This window comes from Photobacterium profundum (assembly GCF_003026285.1).
Taxonomy (GTDB): Bacteria; Pseudomonadota; Gammaproteobacteria; order Enterobacterales; family Vibrionaceae; genus Photobacterium; species Photobacterium profundum.
Genome location: NZ_PYOD01000001.1, coordinates 171280 through 196693, shown reverse-complemented (window position 1 = coordinate 196693; position 25414 = coordinate 171280). Strand labels below are relative to the sequence as shown.

The 25414-nt window shown below is 41.3% G+C and carries 18 protein-coding genes; 11 read left to right on the top strand and 7 right to left on the bottom strand.

Going from position 1 to position 25414, the window contains the following annotated elements:
- Positions 1-114: 114 nt before the first annotated feature.
- From torA to purC, 4 genes are all read right to left on the bottom strand, one after another.
- A complete protein-coding gene (gene torA / locus C9J48_RS00885) occupies positions 115-2577 on the bottom strand; it encodes a trimethylamine-N-oxide reductase TorA (protein WP_006231588.1) in 2463 nt (820 codons plus the stop codon).
- A gap of 23 nt (positions 2578-2600) precedes the next feature.
- On the bottom strand, positions 2601-3779 hold the full coding sequence (gene torC, locus C9J48_RS00880) for a pentaheme c-type cytochrome TorC (RefSeq protein WP_006231589.1): 1179 nt from the start codon (positions 3777-3779) through the stop codon (positions 2601-2603).
- A gap of 47 nt (positions 3780-3826) precedes the next feature.
- Positions 3827-4003, bottom strand: a complete 177-nt coding sequence (gene torE / locus C9J48_RS00875) for a trimethylamine N-oxide reductase system protein TorE (protein WP_006231590.1) — start codon at positions 4001-4003, stop codon at positions 3827-3829.
- A 586-nt stretch (positions 4004-4589) separates the two neighbouring features.
- On the bottom strand, positions 4590-5693 hold the full coding sequence (gene purC, locus C9J48_RS00870) for a phosphoribosylaminoimidazolesuccinocarboxamide synthase (RefSeq protein WP_006231591.1): 1104 nt from the start codon (positions 5691-5693) through the stop codon (positions 4590-4592).
- A gap of 1143 nt (positions 5694-6836) precedes the next feature.
- Between purC and C9J48_RS00865 the strand changes: the two genes are divergently transcribed.
- From C9J48_RS00865 to C9J48_RS00850, 4 genes are all read left to right on the top strand, one after another.
- Positions 6837-7400 carry a hypothetical protein gene (locus C9J48_RS00865; RefSeq protein WP_006231592.1) on the top strand — a complete coding sequence of 188 codons (564 nt, stop codon included), beginning with the start codon at positions 6837-6839 and terminating at the stop codon, positions 7398-7400.
- Between the two features lie 312 nt (positions 7401-7712).
- Positions 7713-8054, top strand: a complete 342-nt coding sequence (locus C9J48_RS00860; protein ID WP_107281017.1) for a hypothetical protein — start codon at positions 7713-7715, stop codon at positions 8052-8054.
- Positions 8055-8305: 251 nt separating this feature from the next.
- Positions 8306-10693: an ATP-dependent helicase gene (locus tag C9J48_RS00855; RefSeq protein ID WP_006231594.1), complete on the top strand. Its 2388-nt coding sequence runs from the start codon at positions 8306-8308 to the stop codon at positions 10691-10693.
- A gap of 38 nt (positions 10694-10731) precedes the next feature.
- Complete coding sequence (locus tag C9J48_RS00850; protein ID WP_006231595.1) at positions 10732-11628, top strand: LysR family transcriptional regulator; 897 nt, start codon at positions 10732-10734, stop codon at positions 11626-11628.
- A gap of 93 nt (positions 11629-11721) precedes the next feature.
- Here C9J48_RS00850 and C9J48_RS00845 read toward each other — a convergent pair whose 3' ends face one another.
- Together C9J48_RS00845 and dsdC are read right to left on the bottom strand one after the other, a co-directional pair.
- Positions 11722-13398 (bottom strand): amidohydrolase, encoded by a 1677-nt coding sequence (locus tag C9J48_RS00845; protein WP_207383107.1) that lies wholly within the window; start codon positions 13396-13398, stop codon positions 11722-11724.
- Between the two features lie 391 nt (positions 13399-13789).
- Positions 13790-14725 (bottom strand): DNA-binding transcriptional regulator DsdC, encoded by a 936-nt coding sequence (gene dsdC, locus C9J48_RS00840; protein ID WP_006231597.1) that lies wholly within the window; start codon positions 14723-14725, stop codon positions 13790-13792.
- Between the two features lie 223 nt (positions 14726-14948).
- Here dsdC and dsdX point away from each other — a divergent pair, with 223 nt between their 5' ends.
- The 5 genes from dsdX (at position 14949) to C9J48_RS00815 (ending at position 21722) form a co-directional block, all read left to right on the top strand.
- A complete protein-coding gene (dsdX, locus tag C9J48_RS00835; protein WP_006231598.1) occupies positions 14949-16286 on the top strand; it encodes a D-serine transporter DsdX in 1338 nt (445 codons plus the stop codon).
- Positions 16287-16301: 15 nt separating this feature from the next.
- On the top strand, positions 16302-17633 hold the full coding sequence (dsdA, locus tag C9J48_RS00830; protein ID WP_006231599.1) for a D-serine ammonia-lyase: 1332 nt from the start codon (positions 16302-16304) through the stop codon (positions 17631-17633).
- Between the two features lie 236 nt (positions 17634-17869).
- Positions 17870-20014, top strand: coding sequence for a marine proteobacterial sortase target protein (locus C9J48_RS00825; RefSeq protein ID WP_006231600.1), 2145 nt, complete (start codon positions 17870-17872; stop codon positions 20012-20014).
- A gap of 20 nt (positions 20015-20034) precedes the next feature.
- Positions 20035-20610 carry a class GN sortase gene (locus tag C9J48_RS00820; RefSeq protein WP_081450106.1) on the top strand — a complete coding sequence of 192 codons (576 nt, stop codon included), beginning with the start codon at positions 20035-20037 and terminating at the stop codon, positions 20608-20610.
- A 155-nt stretch (positions 20611-20765) separates the two neighbouring features.
- Positions 20766-21722, top strand: coding sequence for a carbon-nitrogen hydrolase family protein (locus C9J48_RS00815; RefSeq protein WP_006231602.1), 957 nt, complete (start codon positions 20766-20768; stop codon positions 21720-21722).
- A gap of 670 nt (positions 21723-22392) precedes the next feature.
- On the opposite strand, the gene C9J48_RS00805 is transcribed toward C9J48_RS00815, so the two are convergent.
- On the bottom strand, positions 22393-23316 hold the full coding sequence (locus C9J48_RS00805; protein WP_006231603.1) for a LysR family transcriptional regulator: 924 nt from the start codon (positions 23314-23316) through the stop codon (positions 22393-22395).
- A 163-nt stretch (positions 23317-23479) separates the two neighbouring features.
- Here C9J48_RS00805 and C9J48_RS00800 point away from each other — a divergent pair, with 163 nt between their 5' ends.
- Together C9J48_RS00800 and C9J48_RS00795 are read left to right on the top strand one after the other, a co-directional pair.
- Positions 23480-24190: a short chain dehydrogenase gene (locus C9J48_RS00800; protein ID WP_006231604.1), complete on the top strand. Its 711-nt coding sequence runs from the start codon at positions 23480-23482 to the stop codon at positions 24188-24190.
- A 35-nt stretch (positions 24191-24225) separates the two neighbouring features.
- Positions 24226-24918 carry a type 1 glutamine amidotransferase domain-containing protein gene (locus C9J48_RS00795; protein ID WP_006231605.1) on the top strand — a complete coding sequence of 231 codons (693 nt, stop codon included), beginning with the start codon at positions 24226-24228 and terminating at the stop codon, positions 24916-24918.
- Positions 24919-25414: the final 496 nt, after the last annotated feature.

Below are 25414 nucleotides of genomic sequence, written 5' to 3'. Positions count from 1 at the left end.
CCGGTATGAAAAAGAAAAGGGCACCCATGTTTTACTTGAATAAGTAATGCCATGAATACCCCTTATTGACTGATTAGCTATATGCAGTGATATAGCTCAACGCAGTAATACTAATTAGCTTACTTCGATCGGACCACCGAATGAAGTAACAGGTGGCACTTCACCTTTAAACTTCTCAAAGTTAACCAAGCAGGTGTTTGCACTTGTTGCCTGAGCAAGTTCTGATGACGGAATATCCTGAGTCAGGGTATTTGGATCGCCATAGGTATCAATAGCACCTACTTTTTCGTTTAGCGGACCGTACCATGCACCTTCTTCGATACGGATAACACCACGAGAGTAGCTATCGCTAAGAACAGCACCAGCAAGTAGCTGACCACGGTCATTGAATACACGTACGATATCACCGTCTTTGATGCCTTTTTCTGCAGCATCTTTCGGGTTGATGTATACAGGCTCACGGCCTTTCACCGCGTAAGTTGCACGCATTTCTTCAGATTCACACATTTGAGAGTGCAGACGCTTATCAGGGTGACAAGACTGCATCCAGAATGGGTGTTTCTTCGAACCAGGGCCACCGTGAGAACGTTCACTCTTCTCGAACCACATAGGGTGGCCTTGGCAGTGTTCGTAACCGAAACGGTCGATCTTACGGCTTGAAATTTCAATGAAACCTGATGGCGTGCCTAGTGCATTGATTTCAGGATCTTCACGGAAATCAGCATGGCGAACCCATGGTTTACCTTCACCAAAATCAAGTACACCTTTTGACCAGAATTCGTCAAACTCAGGCATATCGAACTTGGCTTTGTTTGCGTCACGACAGTCAGAGTACAATGAGCGAACCCACTCCATCTCATCCATGCCACGGGTATATTCTTTATGACGACCAAAACGACGAGACAATTCAGTAAAGATGTCGAAGTCAGTTTTCGATTGGTATAACGGGTCAACTAACTTATGCATCGCAACCAAACCACGACCACTGTATGAACCGTAAACATCAATATCGTTACGTTCAAATTGTGTACAAGCTGGCAGCACTATGTCAGAGAAACGACAGGTTGCCGTCCAAGCGAAATCGACGGTCACAACCGTTTGAAGCTTCTGGAAAGCTTGCTTCATACGGTTACGGTCTTGGTGGTGATGCCACGGGTTATTACCACTGATTATCATCATTTTGTAATCAGGCAAGGTAACTTTAGAACCGTTGTATTTGATTTCTTTACCTGGTTCAAGCAAACAATCAACCCAACGAGCTACAGGAATAGTACGGCTGTAACCGTTAAAGTCGTTGTTATCCCATTTAGGCTTCTGACCTTCGTCAACATTACGAGGGAAGCCACCTGGTGCCGCGAAACCTGTTGATGGAACACCAATTGAACTGTAATGGTGACCGTAAGAAACACCGCCACCAGGTAAACCAATTTGACCTACCATGGCTGCGATTACAGCACCCATCCAGTAAGGCTGTTCACCGTGCTCTTGGCGTTGAATACACCAACCAAATAGAATCTGAGTACGCTCAGAAACCAACATACGTGCAAAGTCACGGATTTCATCAGCAGGTAAACCACAAATTTCCGCTGCCCACTCAGGTGTTTTTTCGATGTTGTCTTTGCTCTTACCCATGAAGTAAGGCACAAATTCGTCGAAACCTAAGCAGTACATCTTGATGAATTCTTTGTCGTAAAGATCTTCAGTGTACAAGGTATGCGCAACTGCCAGCATGAATGCTACGTCAGTTTGCGGGTTGATATACATGTGGTCGTTGCCCAAGAAACGTTGTGTCTTGTTTTTCACTGGGTCAACAGACAGTACGTTGATCTCGCCTTTTGCAACTTTCTCTTTCAGTTGTTCAAGGTATGCGAACGATTCATGTGTTTCACAGTTCCAGCCAACTTGCAGGTTTTTCACTGGATCTGTTGCCCACAGTACGATGTTCTTACTGTGATCAAGAATTTCAGACCAAGATGTACCTTGCGCGTAAACTTCTGTCGAACCTAATACGTAAGGCAGAATAGTTTGGCCTGCACCTGTCGAGTAGTCGCCTACTTTTGTGATGAAGTTACCGTGCATGCCGACAGCACGTTGCATGTGGCTAGTACAGCTGTGGAACTGACCTGTTTGACGCCAGCCAGTTTGACCTGCGTGTAATGCCCATGGACCGTAGTCTTTTTGAACGCGCTCTAGTTCGCGGTAGAACAAATCAAGCGCATCATCCCACGTCATACGGATAAAGCGGTTGTTACCACGAGTTTCGCCACTGTATTTGTGTTTCTTCAACCAATCTAGACGCACCATTGGGTAACGAACACGTGATGGGCTGTAGATAATTCCCTTGATGCCGTTCAGCATGTCAGTAGGGTATTTATCCATTTCTAGTGGTTTAATTTCTTGTACTTTACCTGCATAAACGTGGGCACGGAATGCACCCCAGTGAGAACCGGATGTTTTCCATGTTCCTGTTGTTTCAGCTGCCATCGCTTTTGATGATGCTAGTAGGCTAGGACCAATTACAGATACTGCACTTGTTGTCGCTAAGCCTTTAAGAAAACTTCTTCTGCTAACAGACATATTCAAATTACTCCATCAATCGCTTAGTGTTTGTTATCAGAAAAATCTGAAGAGTGTTTTTGTAGGTACTTCAATACCAGCGCTTTACTGTCTGTGTCGAAGTTTACAAATGCCATCATACCGTTAAACATACCTGGCCATGTGTTGGCATCGAAGTGATCTTCAGCTGGTTGAGTGTGACAAACAGAACAGTTAGTTTGGTAAGATTGCTTCGCTTTATCCCAAATAGGTTGAACATCAGCAAGCATTGCATCTTTCTGCATCCACACTTTCACGTTTACACGCTGCCATGGTAGACCAGTTAAGTCGTCTTCTTTAATTTCGAATTTATCAACAATTGCATCGTTTTGTGCACTCTCTTTTAGTAAAGAAGCAACAGCGATGTTCATACCAAAGTCTTCTTGAATTACGCGACCGTAACCTTTGTCTTTACGCCAGCCAGCAATTTCAACTTGCATAACATCGCCAGATTCCGCAACAACTTTTACTGAAGACGCAGGGTTTAGAAGGCCAGCTTCAACAGTTAATGCTTTATCTTCATAAATAGGTAAATGACGAACGCTGGTGTAGTTTTCATCTTTTTCATATTTAGTGTTTGATGCCAATTGCTCTAGTTCAGAGATCATGCCGCCACTTGAATCCATATTTTCAGGAAGGTGGTGTGCAATACCTTTATGGCAATCAATACAGCTTTGGTCACGTTCTTTCGCTTGCTTCATTTGAATGCGAGCAGTAGGGGACATTTTAGTAAAGTCCATACCATCGTAATCGTGACAATTACGGCATTCCAAGGATTTATTAGCGCTAAAGCGATCCCATTCATGCTGGGCAAGTGTTATTCGACGTTCTTCAAATTTTTCTGGTGTATCGATAAAGCCAGCAAAGTGAGCGAACACTTCTTTACTTGCTTGAATCTTACGAGAAATCTTTGATGTCCAATCGTGAGGAACGTGACAATCAGGACAAGTAGCACGAACACCTGAACGGTTTTTATCGTGAATAGTGCCAGCGTATTCTGGTGCGATGTTATCAGCATGACAGCCAACACAGAATTCTTCAGTGTTAGTTGCTTCTAGTGCCGTGTTAAACCCACCCCAGAAGATAATGCCAGCTAAAAATCCACCTAGGGTTAGGACACCTAGGCTGATATGTACACTTGGACGAGCAAACGTCTTCCAAGCTTTTAATAAGAATGATTTCATAATGTGCTCTTTCTAAACAAATTCAGTTATATTTATTGGTAAGTTGCTTAGCCGCCATGGCCAGGAGGACCTAAAAGGAACACTTGCAGCATCCAAATAATAAAACCGTACCCACCTACAAACATCACACTAAGAATTGGAAATAAAAAGACAGTGATAAAAAGGAAGGCTTTCCACTCGCGAGAGCGGGTTTCCCCATCACCGTTATTAGTTACACTACTCATAAACACCACCTGCTATTTTTTATGTTTTTATTTAAATAGAATGCATTTCAAAATGTAACAAACTATTTATACGCAGATCATAAAGTAGTCACTCCCTATAGTTCAATTAATACTTAGGGGTTAACCTTATATTTAATAAGTTTTTTGATGCTGTACAGAGTTATTAATACGATGCGATCTAATGTGCTGTTTTGTATAAAAATAAGAAAAACTAAGAGCAAATGTGAAAATATATGAAGGGTGATTTTTTGAGGGTGAATGTATTCAGTTTGTTTGATTTGTAGCTGGAATGTATCGAGATGTTGCTACCCACAATAAATAAAAGGTTATTGTGGAGCTTAAATAAAATATGAAACACAGTGATTAACAAGATAGTCATTTCTATCTTAGAAATACGGTAACAATCTACGGAAGTACAGATATTAAGAGCTATTTAGAAAAGTAATGAATAGCTGTTCTGGTGACGCCTGAACTTTTTTATAAGTCTTCATTATTAATAGCATGTCTACCTGAATGAATGCTGAACAAAAAAGGGTAGCGCAATGCTACCCTCTGATGTAATTGTAACTAAGTTTAGCTACGTCGATTAATCAACTAAGCCATATTGGTCACGTAGAATCGCTGTAATTTCTGCTTTAGGATTTTTGCTCAGAACGATTTTTTCACCTGTGATTTTTTCTGCAATGTCAGTGTAAATTTTAGATACTTGCATCAAAACTTCTTCAGGCAATGCATTATCGCGCGCTAAAGCTGAACGCTCTTCCATACGATCTTTATTCAAAAGAATATCTGGATCAGGGAAGTGGTTAAGCAGTAATTGGCGGAAATCTTCTTTCGAATTTTCTACAACTTTACCATCACGGTAAGCTGCGGCATCCCAAATACGAGACGAATCTGGCGTACCGACTTCATCCATGTAAATAAGCTTTTCTTTACCGCTCGCATCTGTCACGTAGCCAAATTCAAATTTGGTATCAACGAAGATTTGATCAAGTTTTTCTAGCTCAGAGCTAATAACATCGAAGCCTTCTTTTAGCAGTTTCTCGTAATGATTTATATCATCCGTATTACGGAAATTGAACGCTTTGAAGTTTCCTTCAATATTTGCACGCGTAATATTTACGTCATCAACTGCTGGAACACCCGGAATACCTTCCAGAATACCTTTCGTTGACGGTGTAATTAATAGCTCTGGTAATTTCTGATCTTTATTTAGACCTTCTGGTACTTCAATACCACAGAAATCACGTTCGCCTTTGCTGTATGAACGCCACATTGAACCAGTAATGTATTGACGGCAAATTGCTTCAATCATTACTGGTTTAGCTTTTTGTACAATCCAGATGAATGGGTGCGGAATATCTAGAATATGGCTTTCTGCTAAATCATTTTCGCGGAAAAGCTTAAACCAATGATTTGAGATAGCGTTTAATGCAGCACCTTTACCTGGTACGCCCTTCATTCCGCCTTCACCATGCCAAATGCAATCAAAAGCTGAAATACGGTCACTGATTACCATGATGGCAAGCGGTGCATCCGGTGCAACGTTATACCCTTTTTCTTCGATCAGGCGACGACTATCCGCTTCTGTTAACCAGTAAACAGAGCGTACTTTGCCACTGTGCACAGGTTTGTCGGTACGGATTGGTAGGTCATCATTTACAGCAAGAACTTGATCAGCAAGGCTCATGGTGAAATTCCTATTTCAATAATCAATATAATGATAAAAGCACTTCGCGGCTAATGACTGAGATATAAGCCCTTTAGCCGAATTCTGATGAGAATAATACCAGAATTCACAGCGGTCGCCAGTAAAAAAGCAAACGTTTGCCTTTTGTGGGTGAGTTATAGGATTGCAATATTGTTGAGTGCGTGAATTCTGCTCAAGTTTGCACAAGAGTAGGGTGTATTTAACAAGCTTGTAGGGTAAGGCCTATGTTGTGGTGAATATTTCATTGCAGTGATCGTTTTGTTGGTTGAAGTACAACCAAACATTGGTCGTCAATAATACGGTGATGGTTATTGGGATGGTTATCGATGTAACGGTGCCAGAGGTGGCGATTCAGTAAGACGGTTATATCGATATTGTGAGGCTAGATACCGTCGCCGTTTCCGGTTTGGGTTGTTATCACAGCACCAATTCGTTAGCACATCTACCTTATGCCAAGTTGTAATGATTTCAGCGCACGAATGTGTATTTCATTCCAGACTGCCTTGCTGTGAATTTAATAGCAGAAAGTTGAATAGGTGTAACAGCTTACTAGACATACCAAAACGTAGTCCTTTGTAATTGGAAAAGAAGATGGCTTTTTAAGGTAATTCAGGAAGGCGACCTAGATCCTGAGAACGAGAAAGGTGCCATCATCTTGATAACACAATGAATAATGCGTGTTACCTCTCAAAACACCAATGTCATTAGTTATGAAGAGTGTTAATATTACTTCAAGTTTTATTACTCGTAGATCTTTTGCAAGACGCTGATAATTTAGCGACGTTAATGCAATTTACCTTGAATAGCGGTGATCCATTTGAGCGATAGCTATGGCAACAATAGCTGTTGATAATTTTGGAAAGGTAAATGATGGCGTAGCATTGGTTTTTTCATTCTTTATGAAAATGGGTATACAAGTAGTGAGGGGATTTGGCTCTATCTTTTTATTGCAATAGTTGGCATTCCTGTGTTTAAAAAATTAGAGCAATATTTAACAAAGTATCCATAAGGTGTATGTACTTACTGCAAGAGCATATGATTTTTTCGCTCAGATAGTAAATGTACGGGATGTTAAGCCATTCGATATCCTTATTGTCAATAATATACAGGTAGAATTACATAATGGTAAAATTATTAATAATTGTAATGGCTGTTTTCTGCCCATTGGCATACGCAGAGTCTATTGATGTCAATCAAGATAAGCTAAAAGAGGTTTTTAGTTGTAATGATACAACTAAAACCGTGTGCTTCTCTAATGCTGAGGTATACCCAGAATATAATATATACATATTTAATTTTATTGCTGAAGTCAAAGATATAAACCTAAAAGGGATGACAATTGAACAATATATTAGTAAAAGTATGGGCCCTTTATTGGGGTTGATTAACCCGAAGGCTGCGAAATTCTATAATATAGAACCAATAATGAGGAAGTTAATCGATGAATCATTATATTCGGTTGAAAATGCTATTTTGGGTTTAACTGTGAATTATAAAGGTGAGGCATATATTGGTAGTGAATGGGTGAAAGGTGATCAAACAACTGTACTATCTGAAAAAATTGAAAAGATCGACCAAAAGGCAGCAAAGCCTGTAGATTTATTAATTAATGACTGTGAAAATATCAAGTTAATTTTGGGACGTTTAACAAAAGAGCAGAATGACCAATACTGTAACTATGAATAGGAAATGGGGTCAAGTCTTGTCTTTTTCCAATGATGGTCTGAGTTTTTGGTTATTTTTCTAGAGGTAAGTTAACGACACAGTTTACATAAAGCAACCGTATAGCGAGACGCTCGTATGAGAAACACAAGTTTGATGGCAAGTACTAATACTATGAAGAGAGTTTATATATTCTCTATTTGTATGCTTTTTTCATCGCAGACTCTAGCTTCTGATATGGAAAATAGTGTCAGGACCTATCGTGAGAACCTTAACAAAATTTTTTCTTGCTCAGTGAGTCTAATTTGTTTCGAGCATATCTTGTATCGAAAGGATATGAACGATTTCACCTTGATTTTTGAACGAAAAGTTGACAAGGAGTTTAACAGTGAAAACTATAAAGCTGCAGTTAATGGTCGAGACATGATGTTGTCATTACTTCGTGAAAAATTGACATTACGAGAAACTGAACTTTCAACTGTTCTCACTTCAAAAAATAACGATATTGATGAAATGATACGAGAAAACCTTAATATAGTTCTTGTATATAAATATCTATCATCATACTTTTTAGCTGTTTCAACAAGAGATGGAAAACGAAGATTTAGGTTTGATATTCGAACACAAGATGAGCTTGATTATTATATAAAAGAATATTTGCAAGATACTCTTGATTAGGTCGAAAATAGTTAAGGTAGTCGCTAGCTAGTCCCTTCAATGATGCAGTGCAAAGCATTAGATCTGCTTATATTACGAATGAAAATAGCCCCAGAATATATTCGTTCGTATTGATATCGAACAGTCAACGAGTCATTCGGCCTGAAATCACGATAGCTTGCTGCTTTCACTACGATAACGTGTTCCAATACGGCGATGTTTTTGCGTGCCACGCAGTGAATGTTTTTTGTCCGATAAGAGCCGATATTAGAATGACGAGTTTTACCCCAGAACAAACAGCCTTCATTAATCACCAATCAGGTAATGCCTTGTGTGTTGCGGGGGCGGGCACCGGTAAAACCACCACATTGGTCGGCTTAATTGCAAATAAACTCGATACAGTACCTGCCAACGAAATGTTGGTGATGATGTTCAACCGTGACATTCGAATCGATTTCCAAGCCAAGTTGCAGGCGAAAGGTATTAATAGTGCTGTTCCTGTTCATACCTTTCACAGTTTTTGTATGCAATTGCTTAAGCAAACAGGCTATTTGAATGAAACTGGTTTTCAGCTCAGTTTTAATGAAGGCGATCGCGACAAAACTATCGCTAAATCCATCTTACGCACTGTTGCGGCGGGTGAAAAAAGTTATCAACGTCAGCAGTTGATTAAAGATCCCAAAACCATTGAGCTTTTAATGAGCTTTATTGGTTTAGTTAAAGCCTACATGTTACCGCCTAAAGAAGTGTTCGAGATGTCGGACACTAATCGCGAATACTTGTTTATTATTGATGCATATTGGCAGTTTGAAACCATACGAAAAGAGCAGAAATTGTTGTTCTTTGATGATTGGTTGGTTGAATCTGTACATGTGTTGAAAACGAATACCAATATCCGCGATTTTTATCATCAACGTTTTAAATTTATTGTGGTTGATGAGTTCCAAGATATCAACACAGCGCAATATTGGTTGTTAAAACATTTACTCGCACCGAATGCCCAGCTAGTGGCGGTAGGCGATGTGGATCAGTGCATCTACAAATGGCGTGGCAGTGCACCACAGTTTATGCTTAATTTTGATGAAGATTTTGCGCCTGCGACAACCTACACCTTATCGCGTACTTTCCGATTTGGTCACAGCTTAGCCTTGTCTGCTAGCCATCTGATTTCAAATAATAAACAACGTTTCCATGACTTTTTAACCGTATCTCACGATAATGTTGATGATACCTTGGTGGAAGTGATTGGTAGTGAACGCCAAGTGGGCGAAATCGTACAATCAATTCAGCAGTATTTAGCGCAAGGTGGAAAACCTTCTGAAGTGGCGATTTTAGTGCGTCGTTGGTCACAAACGTTACTGTTTGAATTGGCTTTTTTGACTAAGCAAATTCCTTATCAAATGCCAGTGCCTTCAGTGTTAGCCCACAGCAGAGAGGTCAAACTGTTGCTAGACGTTATGAGCTTGGCAACTGGTCGCTTCAATGAAAACGAACCTCATTTTCGTGCCACATCATTGTTTAACTTGCTGTGTTTTCCACATTGCTATGTGCCTAATGCGCAGTTACGTCCGATTTGTGATGAATTGGCAAACATGCCTGCGACGCAATGGGAATTACACGCTAAGAAGTTGGAAAAAGCGAAAGGTGACGGCAAGTTAGATACGCTTATTGAGCGAGTGAACTTGTTGGCTCGATTACAACAAAAAGGTAGTGTGAAAGCGGTTAGTGTATACCGTCAGTACCGTGCTGAAAGCCAACTAGATGCATGGATTTGGAAAACAGAATCGACCGCATCAGAAATTGAAGAAGCTATTGAGCGCTTAGACAGTATCGAAACCGTTTTAGATTCAATGGATCAAGATTGTGGTAAAGCACTGCAATACTTTGAGTATTATTCTCAGAAGTCGGCGTCAAACTCCCGTAGTAATTCGTATCAAAATCCAAGTTCAAATTCAAGTCAACAACAGCAGCAACAAGGTGTAATCGGTGGGGTAGATGAAGCCGTACAGCCAGTTCAGCTTACCACCATTTTCCGTGCTAAAGGTTGCGAGTATAACCATGTATATCTACCGTATTGGGATAAAGATGCTTTCCCGTATGTGAATCGCTCGTCGGCAGGTATTTCAGCGGATACTGAAGAAGAACGCCGTTTAGCTTATGTCGGTATAACGCGGGCTAAAGAGCAGGCTAAAATTTACTATACCGTTGAACCTGTTAAAAAAGGCACATACGTAAGGCCAGATAAAAATGCCAGCCAATTCGTGTTAGAAGCGAATATGAAAGTGGCGCAAGCTTTGGGCCCTATGTTGTATGAGGCACAACCGATCCCCTATCATAAATCGCCGATCGCACAGGGTTACTGTAAACATTTGGGCCGTTTAGATGATATGGCAGAAGCACCGCCAGAGCCTGTAATAACCGCTCCTTCAGTTAAAGATGGGTACAGTTATAAATGGGCAATAGAACAGCCTATTCCACCTAATGGCGAAAAACTTATTCGCTCAATGGTTAAAACGAAAACCATTAAATACCTTGAAACCGAATTGGCTCGTGTTTTACGGGATTTGAAATCGGCGATCAAGAATGAAGATGATGCCAAGCAAAAGGTGTTGGTGAATCGTTTGATCGTTATCGCACGTGCTAAAGGTCGACGTTACTGAGTGTGAATGGTTCTGTTTGTGAGTAGGAATAAAGTGTCATGAATATTCAACATTTAAAAGCGTTTGTACTTGCTCACCAGTTGGGTTCTATTTCAGCGGCTGCCCGCACTATGGGCAAGCGCCAGTCGCAGGTTAGCCAGTGGATTTCAGAGCTAGAGATCGACTTTGGGGTTACTTTACTCGAGCGAACAGGCAACAGTATTCGCCTAAGTGCAGCGGGGGAAGAGCTGCTACCAATGATGGTACATACCGTGAGCCAAGCAGACAAGCTGACAGCATGTGCATCTGCGTTATCACTTGAAGAACCCACCTTGTTACGGATTGGTATTGATAATTATATTCCCCAATCGTGTTTGCAAGCAGTATGGGTGAAGGCGTTGCAGCAACTGAACGTTAATCTTGAAGTGTCGACCAATAGCCGTAAAGCGTTATTAGTGGGGCTAGATGATGGTTCGCTAGACATTACCTTACTCACCGAACATACCACACTGCATTATAGTGATTTTGATTATTGCCGATTGGGCAGTTACCGAGATGTGCTAGTGGCAGGGATATCGCACCCGTTAGCGTCTGAATCTGTAGTAACTGCCGATCATTTGTCAGCCTATCGAGAGCTGATCTGGACTCGTGAAGCCATGACTGACGATGAAGAAGTGGGTTATAGCCCAACGTATGCAACCTTTACCGAGTTGGCTTCTTTAGTGGCGGTACTTCAAAACGGCGTGGGTTATGCAATGTTGCCGTATGATCAGATCGCGCCATATCTAGCGGCTAATCAGGCAGATAAACGCTTACAGGTATTATCGACCGATTTTGAACAAGCAGCGATGAGCCGTCGTGTTGAAGCAGTATGGCAACATGGGTTGTCACAAACTGAGCAAGGCAAGCTGTTATTATCACTGATAAAAACAGAACATGCCTTACTCGTCGAGTAGTAAGCTGTTATTATCACTGATAAAAACAGAACATGCCTTACTCGTCGAGTAGTAAGCTATTTGTTACTCTTGATTACATTATTCTTGATTATGTTACTTGTCATCACTATCGAACACGACTTCACCTTGTAGCATAGTGAGCATAACGAGAGCATTCGGAATATTTTTAGGTTTCATGGTGCGAATGTCTTTATCTAACACCACAAAGTCTGCCGATTTTCCGACTTCAATACTGCCTGTTATATCGTCTAAACCTAAACTGACCGCTGCATTAATCGTGTAAGCATCGATGGCTGTTTTGATATCCGGTAGGCCTGTTGCTCCCATTAAGAGGCTATTGCTGATGCCCACTAATGGGTTGATATCGTGCACGTTCCAGTCGCTGCTTAGACTAACATTCGCGCCTGTTTGGTATAAACGGTTCACTTGCATCATGTTGTTGGCACGCTTCTCGCCAATAAAAGGAACAGCCCATTCATGGTCATGTTCCACGATGTAATCGGAACCGACTTGAAAATCAGCCGTCACGTTAAGGGCTTTGAAACGCGGTAAGTCTGCATCTTGCACCATCTCGACATGGGTCAGCGTATAATCACGGTTAGAATGCGTTTGTCTGACAGACTCAATGGCATTCAGGGATTCATTAATCGCACCGTCTCCGATGGCATGAATATGCGCCCCGTAACCAATTTTATCGAGTGCTTTTAACCACGATTTCATTGCAGTTGGGGCAATGTAGTTAATGCCGTATGGTTCATCTTCGATGTAAGTAGACAGATACGGTGCCAGTGTTTTAGCTGTGCCGTTGATCAAGATACCATCGCTGTACATTTTGACCTGATCGACGATCAAGCGTGATTCAGGATCCCGAGATTGAATACGTTGTAAATAGGGAAGTTGGGCTTCCATGCTATCTGATGGGTAAATCCACGGACGTAACGACACACGCGCTGTTAACGCATCATCTTTTTCTGCCGCTTTCCATACGTCATACCAGCCGCGCTTCCAATACAAGCGTCCGTCACCAATGGTAGTGATACCGTGTACCGCGGCTTCTTCTAATCCGTTCATGAGCCCGTCGTAACTTTGGTTAAATTTATCAGCTAAGCTGTTCCACGCCATTTCCATTACAACGTCACCCGCATTATCAAACAAAATGCCATTAAGTTCGCCCGTTTCATGGTCGGTGAGTATCTTGCCACCTTGCGGTTCTGGGCTGTTTTTCGTGATGCCTGCCAATTTTAAAGCCTGGGAGTTGACCCACATGGAGTGCGATGTTTGTTCCATCAACACAACGGGTTGATCGGGGAAAATCTCATCCAGTACTTCAAGCGGTGTACGAGTGTTGTCATCGCTCAACGTCATATCGAGAGAAAAGCCGTACCCCATTAGCCAATCATTTTTTGACGACACATTTTTTTGACTGGTTTTACGACATTGCAGTAAGTACGGGATTTGCTCTTCAAGTGATGCATCCATACTCAGTTCGCAATTACCACCTGCTTCTGATGCCGCTTCAAAAACGTGATTATGGTTATCGACGAAGCCAGGTAATACAAAAGCGCCTTCAAGATCGATAACCTCAGTGTTTGGTGAGCGGTAAGCATTGATGTCAGATTGCTTGCCCATCGCAATTATTTTTCCGTCAGCAATCGCTACAGCTTTGACGGGCTGACCAGTATAAAAAACAGCATTGGTTAGAATCGTCTCAGCAGTTTGCTGTGCTGCTATTGCTGAAGGCGCTAAGCCAGATTGTGCTGTCATTATCATAAGTCCCAAGAGAGTTGGTTTGATGCTTTTCATCGAGCATTCCTTTTATAAGAGTGTGAGACTTAACAATCGAACGATAACCACAAGCGAACTGAATGAATACTATAGTGTATTTCTATTCTGGTACGTTTTTTCTGCATAATGCCAATATTAGAGACATCATGACGATGTTTACTGGTAAACAGGCAGTGTAATTGTTAAGTGAGAGAAGCATAGCGACACTTTTCAGATAATGAAAAATGCTCAGTATCATGAAAGTGTGATAGTGAAATGGAGGTTAAGGAGGGGAGTTAATCGCCACAAGAGATAATTGTGGCGGCTGACATTCGCTGGGAATAGTTACTTATTTCATTAAGTTTGGCGAATCTCTAGGAGGTCTAGAATGTGTGAATTATTCTGCTTCGCGCTTAAGCCAATCGAGAAATAGCTCAATTTGTTTTGAGTGTTGATTTTGAAGCGTGGTTACGTAGTACCTTTGTTGGCAAGAGACTGTTTTTTCCGAAAATGGTTGAATTAATTCTCCGGACTTTATTTTCTTCTGAACTAAGCTGTGTCTGCCCATTGCAACACCTGCATTATTTATCGCGGCAATGACCGCCAAGTCGGATCTATCAAAACTTATACTTGGTATCTGTTTTATTGACTCAATGTCATATGTCTTTGCCCAAGATTCCCATTCATCTAGGTTAGACTCGTAATCCCATGCTTGGTTATCATGCAGTAATGTGCATTTGTGTAAATTTTGAACTTTACCCACCAAATCGTGCTTTTTCGCATAATTTGGAGTGCATACCGGGACAATAGTCTCTGACATTATCTCTTGATACCAAAGTTTTTTAGGTGTTTTATCATCAAAATAGATAGCGATATCGATACCGTAACCACAGAAGTTGATATTTTCGTTACCCGTCAGAATCTTAAGTTCAATAGCGGGATGTAGTTCTTTGAACTTATATATGCGAGGCACTAACCAGCACTGTGCAAAAGATGGTCGTGAATAGATAGTAAGTGTTCCCGAAACCTCGCCATTTCGTACTTCAAAAATTTCTTGATTTAATGTGTTTAGGGATTGCTTTAAGGAAAGATAGATTCGCTTCCCCTCAGTGGTTAGGCTTATTTTTCTATGGGAACGTTTAAATAACTGAATCCCAAGTTCATCTTCTAATCCATTTATTCGATGTGATATCGCGCTGGGTGTCATAGAGAGTTCTTCTGCAGCTAAAGAAAAAGAACTGTGTCTTGCGGCGACTTCAAATGTATGAAGTTTTGAGAGCTGAAAGCTATTTAACCGCTGATTTTTAGCAAGAATATTATCCTTGGTATACATTAAGTCGCCTTTTAAATGAGGTTTGCTTATTACATATCTCATTAACCATACTGGTTTCACATGAGTAAATGTGACGCTAATAGCGAAATTATTCTGAATGTCGACTTAGATCACGTGGTTGTTTAAATTTAGCTCATGTATTGGTGATTTTTGATCGCTTGTCAGCACTTTGTATCCTTTGTCTAATACGACGAAATTAAACAATAAAAACAAGGTGTAAAATATGGAGTCGCAACTCTGGGTTATAGCAACCCTCGTATCAAGCATTGTAATGATCGTTTTTGCGATAGTTAAATTTAAGCTACACCCATTCTTAGCACTACTTTTAGCCAGCTTTTATGTTGGTACGTCGATGGGAATGGGTCCAGTCGAAATGGTTAACGCTATTGAAAATGGTATTGGCGGAACTCTAGGTTTCTTAGCTGCAATAATTGGGCTTGGCACCATTCTGGGGAAAATGATGGAGGTTTCCGGTGCAGCAGAGCGTATCGGATTAACACTTCAAAAATGTCGCTGGTTATCACCTGAAGTAATCATGGTTTTAATTGGGCTTGTTTGCGGTATTACACTTTTTGTGGAAGTGGGTGTTGTCCTTCTTATTCCTCTTGCCTTTTCTATCGCTAAAAAAACAAATACATCTTTGTTAAATTTAGCAATACCACTATGTACCGCTTTAATGGCTGTACATTGTATTGTACCTCCTCATCCGGCAGCTCTTTATGTAACAAATGCACTTGGTGCTGATATTGGTACTGTGATTTTTTATGGTCTTTTAATTGGTTTAACTGCTTCTCTTGTTGGTGGACCACTATTCTTAAAAGTAGTTGGTGCTAACTTGCCATTTAAGAAAGTGCCAGAAGAATTTACTTCTCTAGAAGTCAAAAATGAAAACGAACTACCATCACTTGGAGCTACTCTATTTACTGTTCTTCTTCCTATTATTCTTATGCTGACTAAAACAGCAGCTGAACTTAATATGGAGCATGGTACTACGGTTTACTCTATTCTTGAGTTTCTTGGTAACCCTATAACTGCAATGTTTATTGCTGCATTTGTTGCTTACTACATTTTAGGTATTAAGCAAAACATGGGAATGTCTATATTACTAGAAAAAACGGAAGGTGCATTTGCATCTATTGCCAATATTCTATTAATCATCGGTGCTGGTGGTGCGTTCAACGGAGTGCTTAAAGGTAGTGGTCTAGCTGATGTGTTAGCACAGATACTTTCCAATTTAGATATGCCCCCAATTCTACTGGCTTGGTTAGTCGCAATTATATTGCATGCCGCTGTAGGTTCGGCAACAGTTGCCATGATGGGAGCAACTGCAATCGTTGCACCTCTGCTTCCGTTATACCCAGATATCAGCCCTGAAATTATTACTCTTGCAATTGGTTCTGGTGCTATTGGCTGTACCATCGTTACTGACTCATTGTTTTGGTTAGTCAAACAGTACTGCGGCGCGTCAATGTCAGAAACGTTCAAATACTATACGACAGCTACTTTTATTGCTTCTTTTGTCGCTTTGGGTGGCACCTTCCTACTGTCGTACATCATCTAGGTTTAAGGAATTAAAATGAGCACATTAAATATTCAACAATTAGTTACTGATTTTCCTCTGGTTGAAAAACTAATCGCCTTAGACGATGTAAGTTGGTTTAATCCAAATATTACAACTCTGGCTGAAGGCTTGCCTTATGTAGGGCTTGATAATACAGATATAAAAGATGCAAGTGACCGACTAAAAAGATTTGCTCCTTATTTGGCAAAGGCATTTCCTGAAACAGCCAAAACAAATGGCATTATAGAATCTGATGTTGTTGCTATTCCAGCGATGAAAACAGTTCTTGATCAGCAGTACAACATAGAAATTCAAGGAACCTTACTACTGAAAAAAGATAGTCATCTGCCGATTTCTGGTTCAATAAAAGCGCGTGGTGGTATCTATGAAGTGTTAACTCATGCTGAAAAATTAGCAATCCAAGCTGGTTTGTTATCTGAGTCTGATGATTACAGCAAATTGTTTACGGATGAATTTAGAGCTTTCTTTAAGCAGTTTAGTATCGCTGTAGGCTCTACCGGTAATCTAGGCATGTCTATAGGTATTATGAGTGCAAAACTTGGCTTTTCTGTATCGGTTCATATGTCGGCAGATGCCCGCCAATGGAAAAAAGACAAACTTCGATCTCATGGTGTAATTGTTGTTGAATATAAAGAAGACTACGGTGTAGCGGTTGCACAGGGACGAAAAGAAGCAGAAAAAGATCCAACGTGCTTCTTTATTGATGATGAAAATTCACCAACACTTTTTCTAGGCTATTCTGTTGCTGGAGAGCGACTAAAGAGCCAGTTTGAAGCCATGAATATTCTAGTAGATGAGCTGCATCCACTGTTTGTTTATTTGCCATGTGGCGTGGGGGGAGGGCCTGGTGGTGTGGCGTTTGGTTTGAAAATGGCATTTGGCGATAATGTTCATTGTATCTTTGCGGAACCTACCCACTCACCTTGCATGTTATTGGGTATTCATACTGGCCTGCATGATGAAATCTCAGTTCAGGATATTGGTATCGATAATATAACAGCTGCTGACGGCCTAGCTGTTGGTCGTGCTTCTGGATTTGTGGGAAGAGCAATGGAAAGATTACTTGATGGCTTTTATACCATTAGTGATGAAAGAATGTACCACCACCTCGGAGAGCTGAGCAAGTATGAAGATATTCAGCTAGAACCTTCAGCTTTAGCCGGAATGCTTGGTCCTGTTGTAGTTTCTGACAATGAAGAATATCTTCAGCGAATCCAAATGGATGAGCAAAAACTCAAAAATGCGACCCACTTAGTTTGGGCTACGGGTGGTGGTATGGTTCCAAGTGAAGAGATGGCATCGTACCTCGCTAAGTCTGGAATTTAATTTTTATTTAAGGCATAGCCTAGGCTATGCCTTATCTGATTATTTACTTATCCAGAATGGTATAGCAGCCAGTTTTCTAGATAACAGTTTTGTTCTATGTTGGCTGCCTTTTTTCGTCACTTTTCATCCATGATTAATCATTTTTCTTGCCTGTTCTCGCCATGCTTATTTGCTTTAATGCCCTTATTAGCAAGAAACAATTCTTTGTGATTAATGGGTGAAGCGAAGGCGATATCATGATCAGTGTCAGTTTGAAAACGTGGGTGATTACCACCTATTTGTGCGCATTTAGGGATAGGTCTAAGCTATTAAAAAAAGGGCTTCCCAAACAAGGGTTGTCTAAATTAGCGATGGGTGGGCTAACAGGTATATTGGCACTGTATTCATTGGCTGTGCAAGCGGATGATTTAGGCTTGGTATATCGTGATGAACATGGCACTCAAACAGCGCCATTATTGTCGACTGATGTAACAATGACGGTGAATGGCTTGGTCAATCGGGTCACCGTACGTCAAACGTTCAAGAATACGAGCACGGATTGGGTTCATGGTCGCTACATATTTCCTTTACCTGATAAAGCGGCTGTCGACCATTTGCGGTTGTGGATTGGTGAACGCTTTATAGAAGGGGATATTCAGCCTAAAGCTATTGCGAAAAAGCAATATGAAGCGGCGCAACAGGCAGGCGTGAAAGCCAGCTTAGTTGAACAACATCGACCAAACATTTTTTCGACTCAGGTGGCCAACATTGCGCCTGATGAATCTGTCACTGTTGAAATTGAATACCAAGAAGCAGTGTTGTACCGTGATGGCGAATTCAGCCTGCGTTTCCCCACAGTGGTTGCACCTCGTTATATTCCCGTTGTGCCATTAAATAAAGTGCCAGATGTGAACGAAATTACTCCTTTTCTACGTGATTTACAAGATGATCCAACCTTACCTTTTTCACTCAATATTGATCTGAATGCAGGGTTACCCATCGCAGTTATTAATACGCCATCTCATGCTTTTACTCAGCAGAAGTTATCTGAAGATCATTACATCTTGTCTTTGATACAGCCTGATATTGCCGATCGCGATGTGGTTTTGTCATGGCGACCGAAAGCAACGGATTTACCTTCTACAGCCTTATTTACTCAGCATGTTGAAGGGCAAGGTTATGGATTGTTATTGACCATGCCGCCCCAAGTGAATCATCAAGTTAATAGTACGACGAGCAGTGCCTTGTTCCACCAGTCTGTCACTTTCGTGCTCGATATTTCAGGTTCAATGTACGGCGAATCTATCGAGCAGGCGAAGCAAGCATTGAGATACGGTTTGCAGCAACTACAGCCTGAAGATTCATTTAATATCGTGACGTTTAATCATGAAGCCATGCTCTATTCTGAGCAATTACTGCCAGTTACATCGTCAACAATCACTCGCGCATTACGTTTTGTTGATGGGTTAGATGCCGATGGTGGCACAGAAATGGCAGCTGCTTTAAAGGCTGCGTTTTCAATCAAAACACATGATCAACTGAATAGTACACGTTGGCTCAATCAAATTGTGTTTATTACTGATGGCAGCGTTGGTAACGAAAGCGCATTGTTTGATTTGATTGAACAACAATTGGTTGATCGTCGTTTATTTACAGTCGGTATTGGTTCTGCGCCAAACAGTTATTTTATGACCCGCGCAGCAATGAAAGGGAAAGGTACGTATACCTACATTGGTGATGTGAAAGAGGTTAATACGAAAATGCGGTTACTATTTTCTAAAATCAGCCAACCCGTAATGCGTGATATTAAACTGGCATGGTCTGATGGTCGATCTGTGGATTATTGGCCAAATCCTGTACCAGATTTATATCAACAAGAGCCACTGCAAGTGTCATTTAAGATCCCTGATAATGCCGCTAATTTGATAATTACCGGCCAACAAGTTGATCATGAATGGCGTCAAGATGTGGATATACATCAAGGCCTAGCGATAGACGAAAAACAACCGCAACCGCGTATTGGGTTAGACATTATATGGGCGCGTAACCAAATTAGCAGCATACAAATGAACCCTGCAATATCTATGGATGAGAAGAAAAAGCACATCGAGCTATTAGGAATGAAGCACCACATTGTAACGCGGTATACCAGTTTGATTGCCGTAGACAAAACCCCAGCGCGTGCAGAAGGTGAAGTGGTTAATGATGCCAACGTGAAACCGCATTTACCAAAAGGGTGGAAGTCGAAGCAGGCGTCTTTACAACCCGCACCATACAAATTGGCTCAAACGAGTACTAATAGCGAAATCATGATTTTTGTCGGCGCATTATTGTCACTGTTTGCTTTATTGATAGGGTGTACTTCTAAGAATCGTATCACGATACGCCGCACAAAATCGTAGTGCAAAACATAAAGGGCAAAATGATGTTAATGCTTTCTAATGTTCGCACAGCTTCGATGGTTGTTGTATTGAGTGTTGGCTTGTTAATGATGGGGCGAGGGGGCTATATCCAAGCAAAGGCGTGGCTTGCACAAGTATTGATTGCTCAATCTTGGCAACAACAAACAGCAACAGGTATACCAAGTAAACCATGGCCGTGGGCAGATACCTCGCCCATTGCGCAATTGATTTTACCTAACGGTGAACGACAGACAGTACTGGCGGGTGTTAGTGGGCGTAATTTGGCGTTCGGGCCTACTTTACAGTTATTCACTGCAAAGCCTAATGAGCAAGGCAATGTGGTGATTTACGGCCATAACGATACGCATTTTAGGTCGTTAGAAAAGGCTAAAATAGGCGACGCTATTGAAGTACAAGATGAATATGGGAAAATTGTACGTTACATTGTCACAAGATTACAGGTCGTGAATCAACAAGAGACAAAGGTAGCCGCACAAACGCCGTGGTCGCAGTTAACCTTAATTACGTGTTATCCCTTTACGACTGTTAGCGTAAATGGTCCTTTGCGATGGGTGGTGACCGCTATACCGGCATGATGACCAGCTACGAAGGGACTTCTTATGGTTTTGGTATATTCATTAATAAAACATGGAATGCTAATTCATTGACTCCAAATAATAACGATTTATTTACGATGCCTATTTGATGAACTAATTTTAAGAGATATTTATTTACTAAAAGTACATGAGAAATGATCGTAAAAGTAGCAATAACGCAGAAACCACCAGTGCTTCTTGATCTAAAAAGCAGCCTTAACAAGGCGGTAGAGATCATGAATGAAGTTTCTGATATGGGTGCACAACTAGTCGTGTTTCCTGAAGCTTTCCTTCCTGGCTATCCCTCTTGGATATGGCGTCTTCGCCCTGGCGGTGATATGGCGCTCGGCAATAAGATTCATACGAAATTAAGAAATAATGCGGTAGATATTGCGAGTGGTGGCCTAGATTCTATCTGTGAGGCTGCGGCAAAACTCAATCTTGTTGTTGTCATAGGAATGAATGAGATTGACTCAGAGTTTAGTGGCAGTACGCTATTTAATACCGTTGTCGTGATTGATGCGAATGGAAAAATTGTGAATCGTCACCGAAAAATCATGCCGACAAACCCTGAACGAATGGTATGGGGGTTTGGTGATGGTAGTGGCCTAAGGGTTGTAGATACATCTGTTGGCCGAATAGGCTGCCTGATCTGTTGGGAAAACTACATGCCTCTTGCACGGTATAGTTTGTTTACTCAGGATATTGATATCTATATCGCACCAACTTGGGACAGTGGTGATAGCTGGATAGCGTCGATGAATCACATCGCCCGAGAGGGAGGCTGCTGGGTTCTTAGCACAGCAACAGCCTTGCAAGGAGAAGATATTCCGGAGTCATTTCCTGAGCGTGACAATCTATTTCCAGCTGAAGAATGGATAAACCCAGGGGATGCGGTGGTAATTAAACCTTTTGGAGGGATAATCGCAGGACCGCTGCATAGGGAAAAAGGGATTTTATATTCCGACATTGATTTAGGCGCAGCACGAGACTCCCGTAAAGCTCTGGATGTTGCAGGCCATTATAACCGCCCAGATATTTTCCATTTTGAAGTAGATCGTCGCACTCAACCACCGATTAAGTTTATCGATGACTCAAATGGTTCAGACTAAATGGTGATGATTGAATAAACTATCTGAGCGATTAATTTGTTTAGTAAGTATGGGACGGTCTTAGAGAGCACAAAGAACGTGCTCTTTTTTATCACGATCATGGTGTGAGAGGTTTTCTCTCTCATGGCAAATTGTTTAGGTCTTCAGGGGCTGACAGTATTCCGGTTATACCTGTATAGGTAGAAGTAATTAAGTCGGGAATAAGTGGGAACGTTGGATTTGTTTCGGCATAATTAGGAAGGGACTTCACCACGGAAAATACCCGTCGTTGAACTAAGTATATCTTTTAACCAATTTGAAGTGACTTGTAGATTAAGCCATTCAGGTCGAAACTGAAAGCGATGCCAATCAGTGAGCAAATCCATTGTTGAACTGAAGGGGGGGGGGGGTAATAAGAAATAAGGCAACAACCGCAATCAATTGCACCGTGCTAAAGCGAACACTACTTCATCTTGTAGCACGCACTAAATGCATGAATGTTCCTTACTTTTTTACCTATCTCATTATTAATTCATATCTTTTGTGGGGATTTACCTGGGTTAGATCGCTTAGCCTTGGATATGTTGGTTTTTGATCCGTCAGGTGATTATGCTGATTAAATCGACGATGATTGTTTACCGAATAGTGCGATGTTGGATAAACGCACAGCAAGCTCAGTCTAAACTCCTCTCTAGATCAATGGCGTGTGACTGAACTCCGCTTTAATAAATTCTTTAAATGCCTTAGCTTTTGGGGATAAAGGTCCGCCAGAGAAAACCAGATATAAATTGCCCGATTGGCAGGATTCCCAGCCATCAAGTACAGGGACTAATTGGCCACTGTTGATATAGGGCTTTTGCACCGAGGGAGACATCAAGGCGATACCTCCACCTGCTAATGCCGAATCGGCCAAAAATAGCGTGTCCTGACAAGTAATATGGCCTTTAAGGTAAAATGTATCCGTCTTTTCAGGCTGTGTTATGGGTTGCATACTAATGCTGATACCTGAGCCAAAGGTTCGCGGTAGCAGCAGTCGGTGATTTTGAAGCTCACTTGGATGCTGAGGTGTGCCATTTTTTTCAAGGTAGTCAGGGCTTGCTGCAAAACCAAGGCCTACTTTGGCAAGTAGCAGTGCGCGATGGCTGGAGTCAGGTAAATCACCAGAGGCTAGACGGAAAGCAAAATCAATCTGATTTTCCTGTAGTGATAATATATCCGTTGTCATGATCATATCGACGCTGACTTTTGGGTAAACCTCGGCAAAACGACCCAAACAATCACCGAGATTCAGTATATTGGCAATACCTTGTACGGCAGTTACGCGCAAATGCCCCTGCGGTGTCACATGTTGATCCAACAGCTCATTTTGAGCCATATCCAATATTTCTAATGCTTCTACCGCCCGCAGGCGGTACGCCATTCCATCTGGCGTTGCCTGAGCCCGACCAGAGTTACGCTGTATTAAAGCGGTACCTAGTTTTTCTTCTAAGCGAGAGATACGTCGACTGACAGAGCCTTTGGTCTCTGCCAAAGCCGTTGCAGCCGCAGTGATTGAGCCTTGATCAACAACAGCGCAGAAGGCGCGTAAATCACGCAAATTGACATTGGTTTCCAATATGACAACTCCGAGTTGGTATTTTGCTGTCTAGTGTCACATTTCGGAAACCATTAATCTAGTCTCATGTTAAATAGAGCAAATGATTGGCTGCACCTTAATAGACAGATGATTTGCTTTTATTCATTTAAAAATAACGGGCAATACGCAAAGAGGTAATAACATGAAAATTTTAGTTATTGGCGCAACAGGTACTATCGGCTCTGCATTAGTTGCATCATTAAAAGAACAGAGTAATGCAAGTGACATTCAGGTTATTAGTGTGGGACGAGGTAATAAGCCTGATAGTACGGTGCAGTTAGATTTCACTGCCGACTTAGAAGATATGACAAGTATTGAAACAGTGCTAAAAAGACTAGGCAGCGTTGATGCAATTGTTAACTTTGCGGGTGGCGCTGCGCTTGGTAAGGTCTTTGGTAGTGAGGCGATGAGCTTCGAGGATTACAATGTTGGCTTTCAATCTAAGCTAATGGGGCAGGTAAATTTAGCTAAATTGGCTGAGAGCTACCTAACACCAGGCGGCAGTATTACCTTAACTAGTGGTCAAACAAGTTCTATTCCCGTTTTAGGCATGACTGCTGCTGCTATGGTAAATGCAGCCATAGACACTTTTGTGCAAGGCGCTGCGCTGGAACTTGGTGATGGCAAACGTATCAATAGCGTCAGTCCAGGCATGCTCCAACAAACCATGCAGCAGATACCCGGTTTAGATACCACGGGTGGGGTTGATATTAAAGAGGTGGTAGCAGCATACCAAACGGTGATCATGGATAGACAAATAAACGGTAAAAAGTTAGTGGTCAGTACTGAAGATGATGCTATTGCACTGAAAGCATTTGGCGTTATTTTAGCTAGTATGCCAAAACAGAATTAATATTGTTTTTATTAACAGCTTTGGGGTAATAAAAAATGAAAAAAGCACTCATTGTCGTGACCAACCATTCGTACTTTAAAGGTTCAGATACAGAACCGACAGGTCTTTGGCTATCAGAACTTACGCATTTCTATGATCAGTTTGAAAAAGCGGGTATCGCGATGGATATAGTTAGCCCTAAAGGCGGAAAGGCTCCAATCGATAGCAGAAGTTTAGGGCGATTTGTTTTAGATAAAAACACCAAAAAACGTTATCAAGATCCAAGCTTTATGTCTTTATTAAACAACACTAAATCACTCTCAGAAGTAGATCACAATGACTATGATCTACTCTACTTTGCGGGTGGGCATGGTGCGATGTGGGATTTCGTTGATAATAAGCAGCTTGATGCTCTGACTCGTGAAATATACGAGGCAGGTAAAATTGTATCGGCGGTCTGTCACGGTGTTGCTGCTTTGCAAAATGTGAAATTAAGTAACGGAGAGTACTTACTTAAGGGCAAAAAGGGAACCGGTTTTCCCTATTTTGATGAAGCTATCGCGGGTGTAAAACGTTTGGTGCCATATAACTTGGAAAAGAGCTTAAAGAAAAGAGGAATGAGTTATAGCAAAGCATTTCTGCCTCTGATGGGTCATACCGTTGTTGATGGTCAACTTATTACCGGGCAGAACCCTAATTCTGCGATGAATACAGCGAAAGCAGCGTTATCACTGGTTAAAAACCAATAAATTGTACAGGTAGCGTTATTGCTCGTGTAGCAGCTGGCTTGGTGTTATAAAAAATAAACGTAAATGAGTTTTACTACCGTAACAAAGCAATAGCAGAATTAGCCCAAGGGACCTTTAATGCATCTCTTTAATAACCCAAAAGGGCTGTAAGTAAAAAAGATGTAACATGCAAAGAGTAACAAAGATGTGCACTAGAAGCTGGATCAACTTGACCAGTTAATTCGCTAGAATGGTATAATTTATGGGTTTCAATTAGGCAATAACTTATCCTGTCACAGGGGGAAAGTGTACATTACTATCGTCCTAATTCTTCTCCTACCAAGTTTTTGCCGCTTAAAACTCGAATATGAATAAATCTAATTCAAATTCACATTAACAGGCTATGAATGAGTCATAGTACTAAGAATAAAAGAGGCAAAAACGTGATAGGGAAGGCTGATTTGGTGGTGTAATAATCAAACATTAAAGCAGACACTCTAAGGCACTATATACCCAC

Bases quoted from the DNA above. Each gene is read 5' to 3' on its own strand.
- torA (WP_006231588.1), bottom strand. From the start codon at position 2,577: ATGTCTGTTAGCAGAAGAAGTTTTCTTAAAGGCTTAGCGACAACAAGT.
- torC (WP_006231589.1), bottom strand. From the start codon at position 3,779: ATGAAATCATTCTTATTAAAAGCTTGGAAGACGTTTGCTCGTCCAAGT.
- torE (WP_006231590.1), bottom strand. From the start codon at position 4,003: ATGAGTAGTGTAACTAATAACGGTGATGGGGAAACCCGCTCTCGCGAG.
- purC (WP_006231591.1), bottom strand. From the start codon at position 5,693: ATGAGCCTTGCTGATCAAGTTCTTGCTGTAAATGATGACCTACCAATC.
- C9J48_RS00865 (WP_006231592.1), top strand. From the start codon at position 6,837: ATGGTAAAATTATTAATAATTGTAATGGCTGTTTTCTGCCCATTGGCA.
- C9J48_RS00860 (WP_107281017.1), top strand. From the start codon at position 7,713: ATGAACGATTTCACCTTGATTTTTGAACGAAAAGTTGACAAGGAGTTT.
- C9J48_RS00855 (WP_006231594.1), top strand. From the start codon at position 8,306: ATGACGAGTTTTACCCCAGAACAAACAGCCTTCATTAATCACCAATCA.
- C9J48_RS00850 (WP_006231595.1), top strand. From the start codon at position 10,732: ATGAATATTCAACATTTAAAAGCGTTTGTACTTGCTCACCAGTTGGGT.
- C9J48_RS00845 (WP_207383107.1), bottom strand. From the start codon at position 13,398: ATGATAATGACAGCACAATCTGGCTTAGCGCCTTCAGCAATAGCAGCA.
- dsdC (WP_006231597.1), bottom strand. From the start codon at position 14,725: ATGTATACCAAGGATAATATTCTTGCTAAAAATCAGCGGTTAAATAGC.
- dsdX (WP_006231598.1), top strand. From the start codon at position 14,949: ATGGAGTCGCAACTCTGGGTTATAGCAACCCTCGTATCAAGCATTGTA.
- dsdA (WP_006231599.1), top strand. From the start codon at position 16,302: ATGAGCACATTAAATATTCAACAATTAGTTACTGATTTTCCTCTGGTT.
- C9J48_RS00825 (WP_006231600.1), top strand. From the start codon at position 17,870: ATGATCAGTGTCAGTTTGAAAACGTGGGTGATTACCACCTATTTGTGC.
- C9J48_RS00820 (WP_081450106.1), top strand. From the start codon at position 20,035: ATGATGTTAATGCTTTCTAATGTTCGCACAGCTTCGATGGTTGTTGTA.
- C9J48_RS00815 (WP_006231602.1), top strand. From the start codon at position 20,766: ATGATCGTAAAAGTAGCAATAACGCAGAAACCACCAGTGCTTCTTGAT.
- C9J48_RS00800 (WP_006231604.1), top strand. From the start codon at position 23,480: ATGAAAATTTTAGTTATTGGCGCAACAGGTACTATCGGCTCTGCATTA.
- C9J48_RS00795 (WP_006231605.1), top strand. From the start codon at position 24,226: ATGAAAAAAGCACTCATTGTCGTGACCAACCATTCGTACTTTAAAGGT.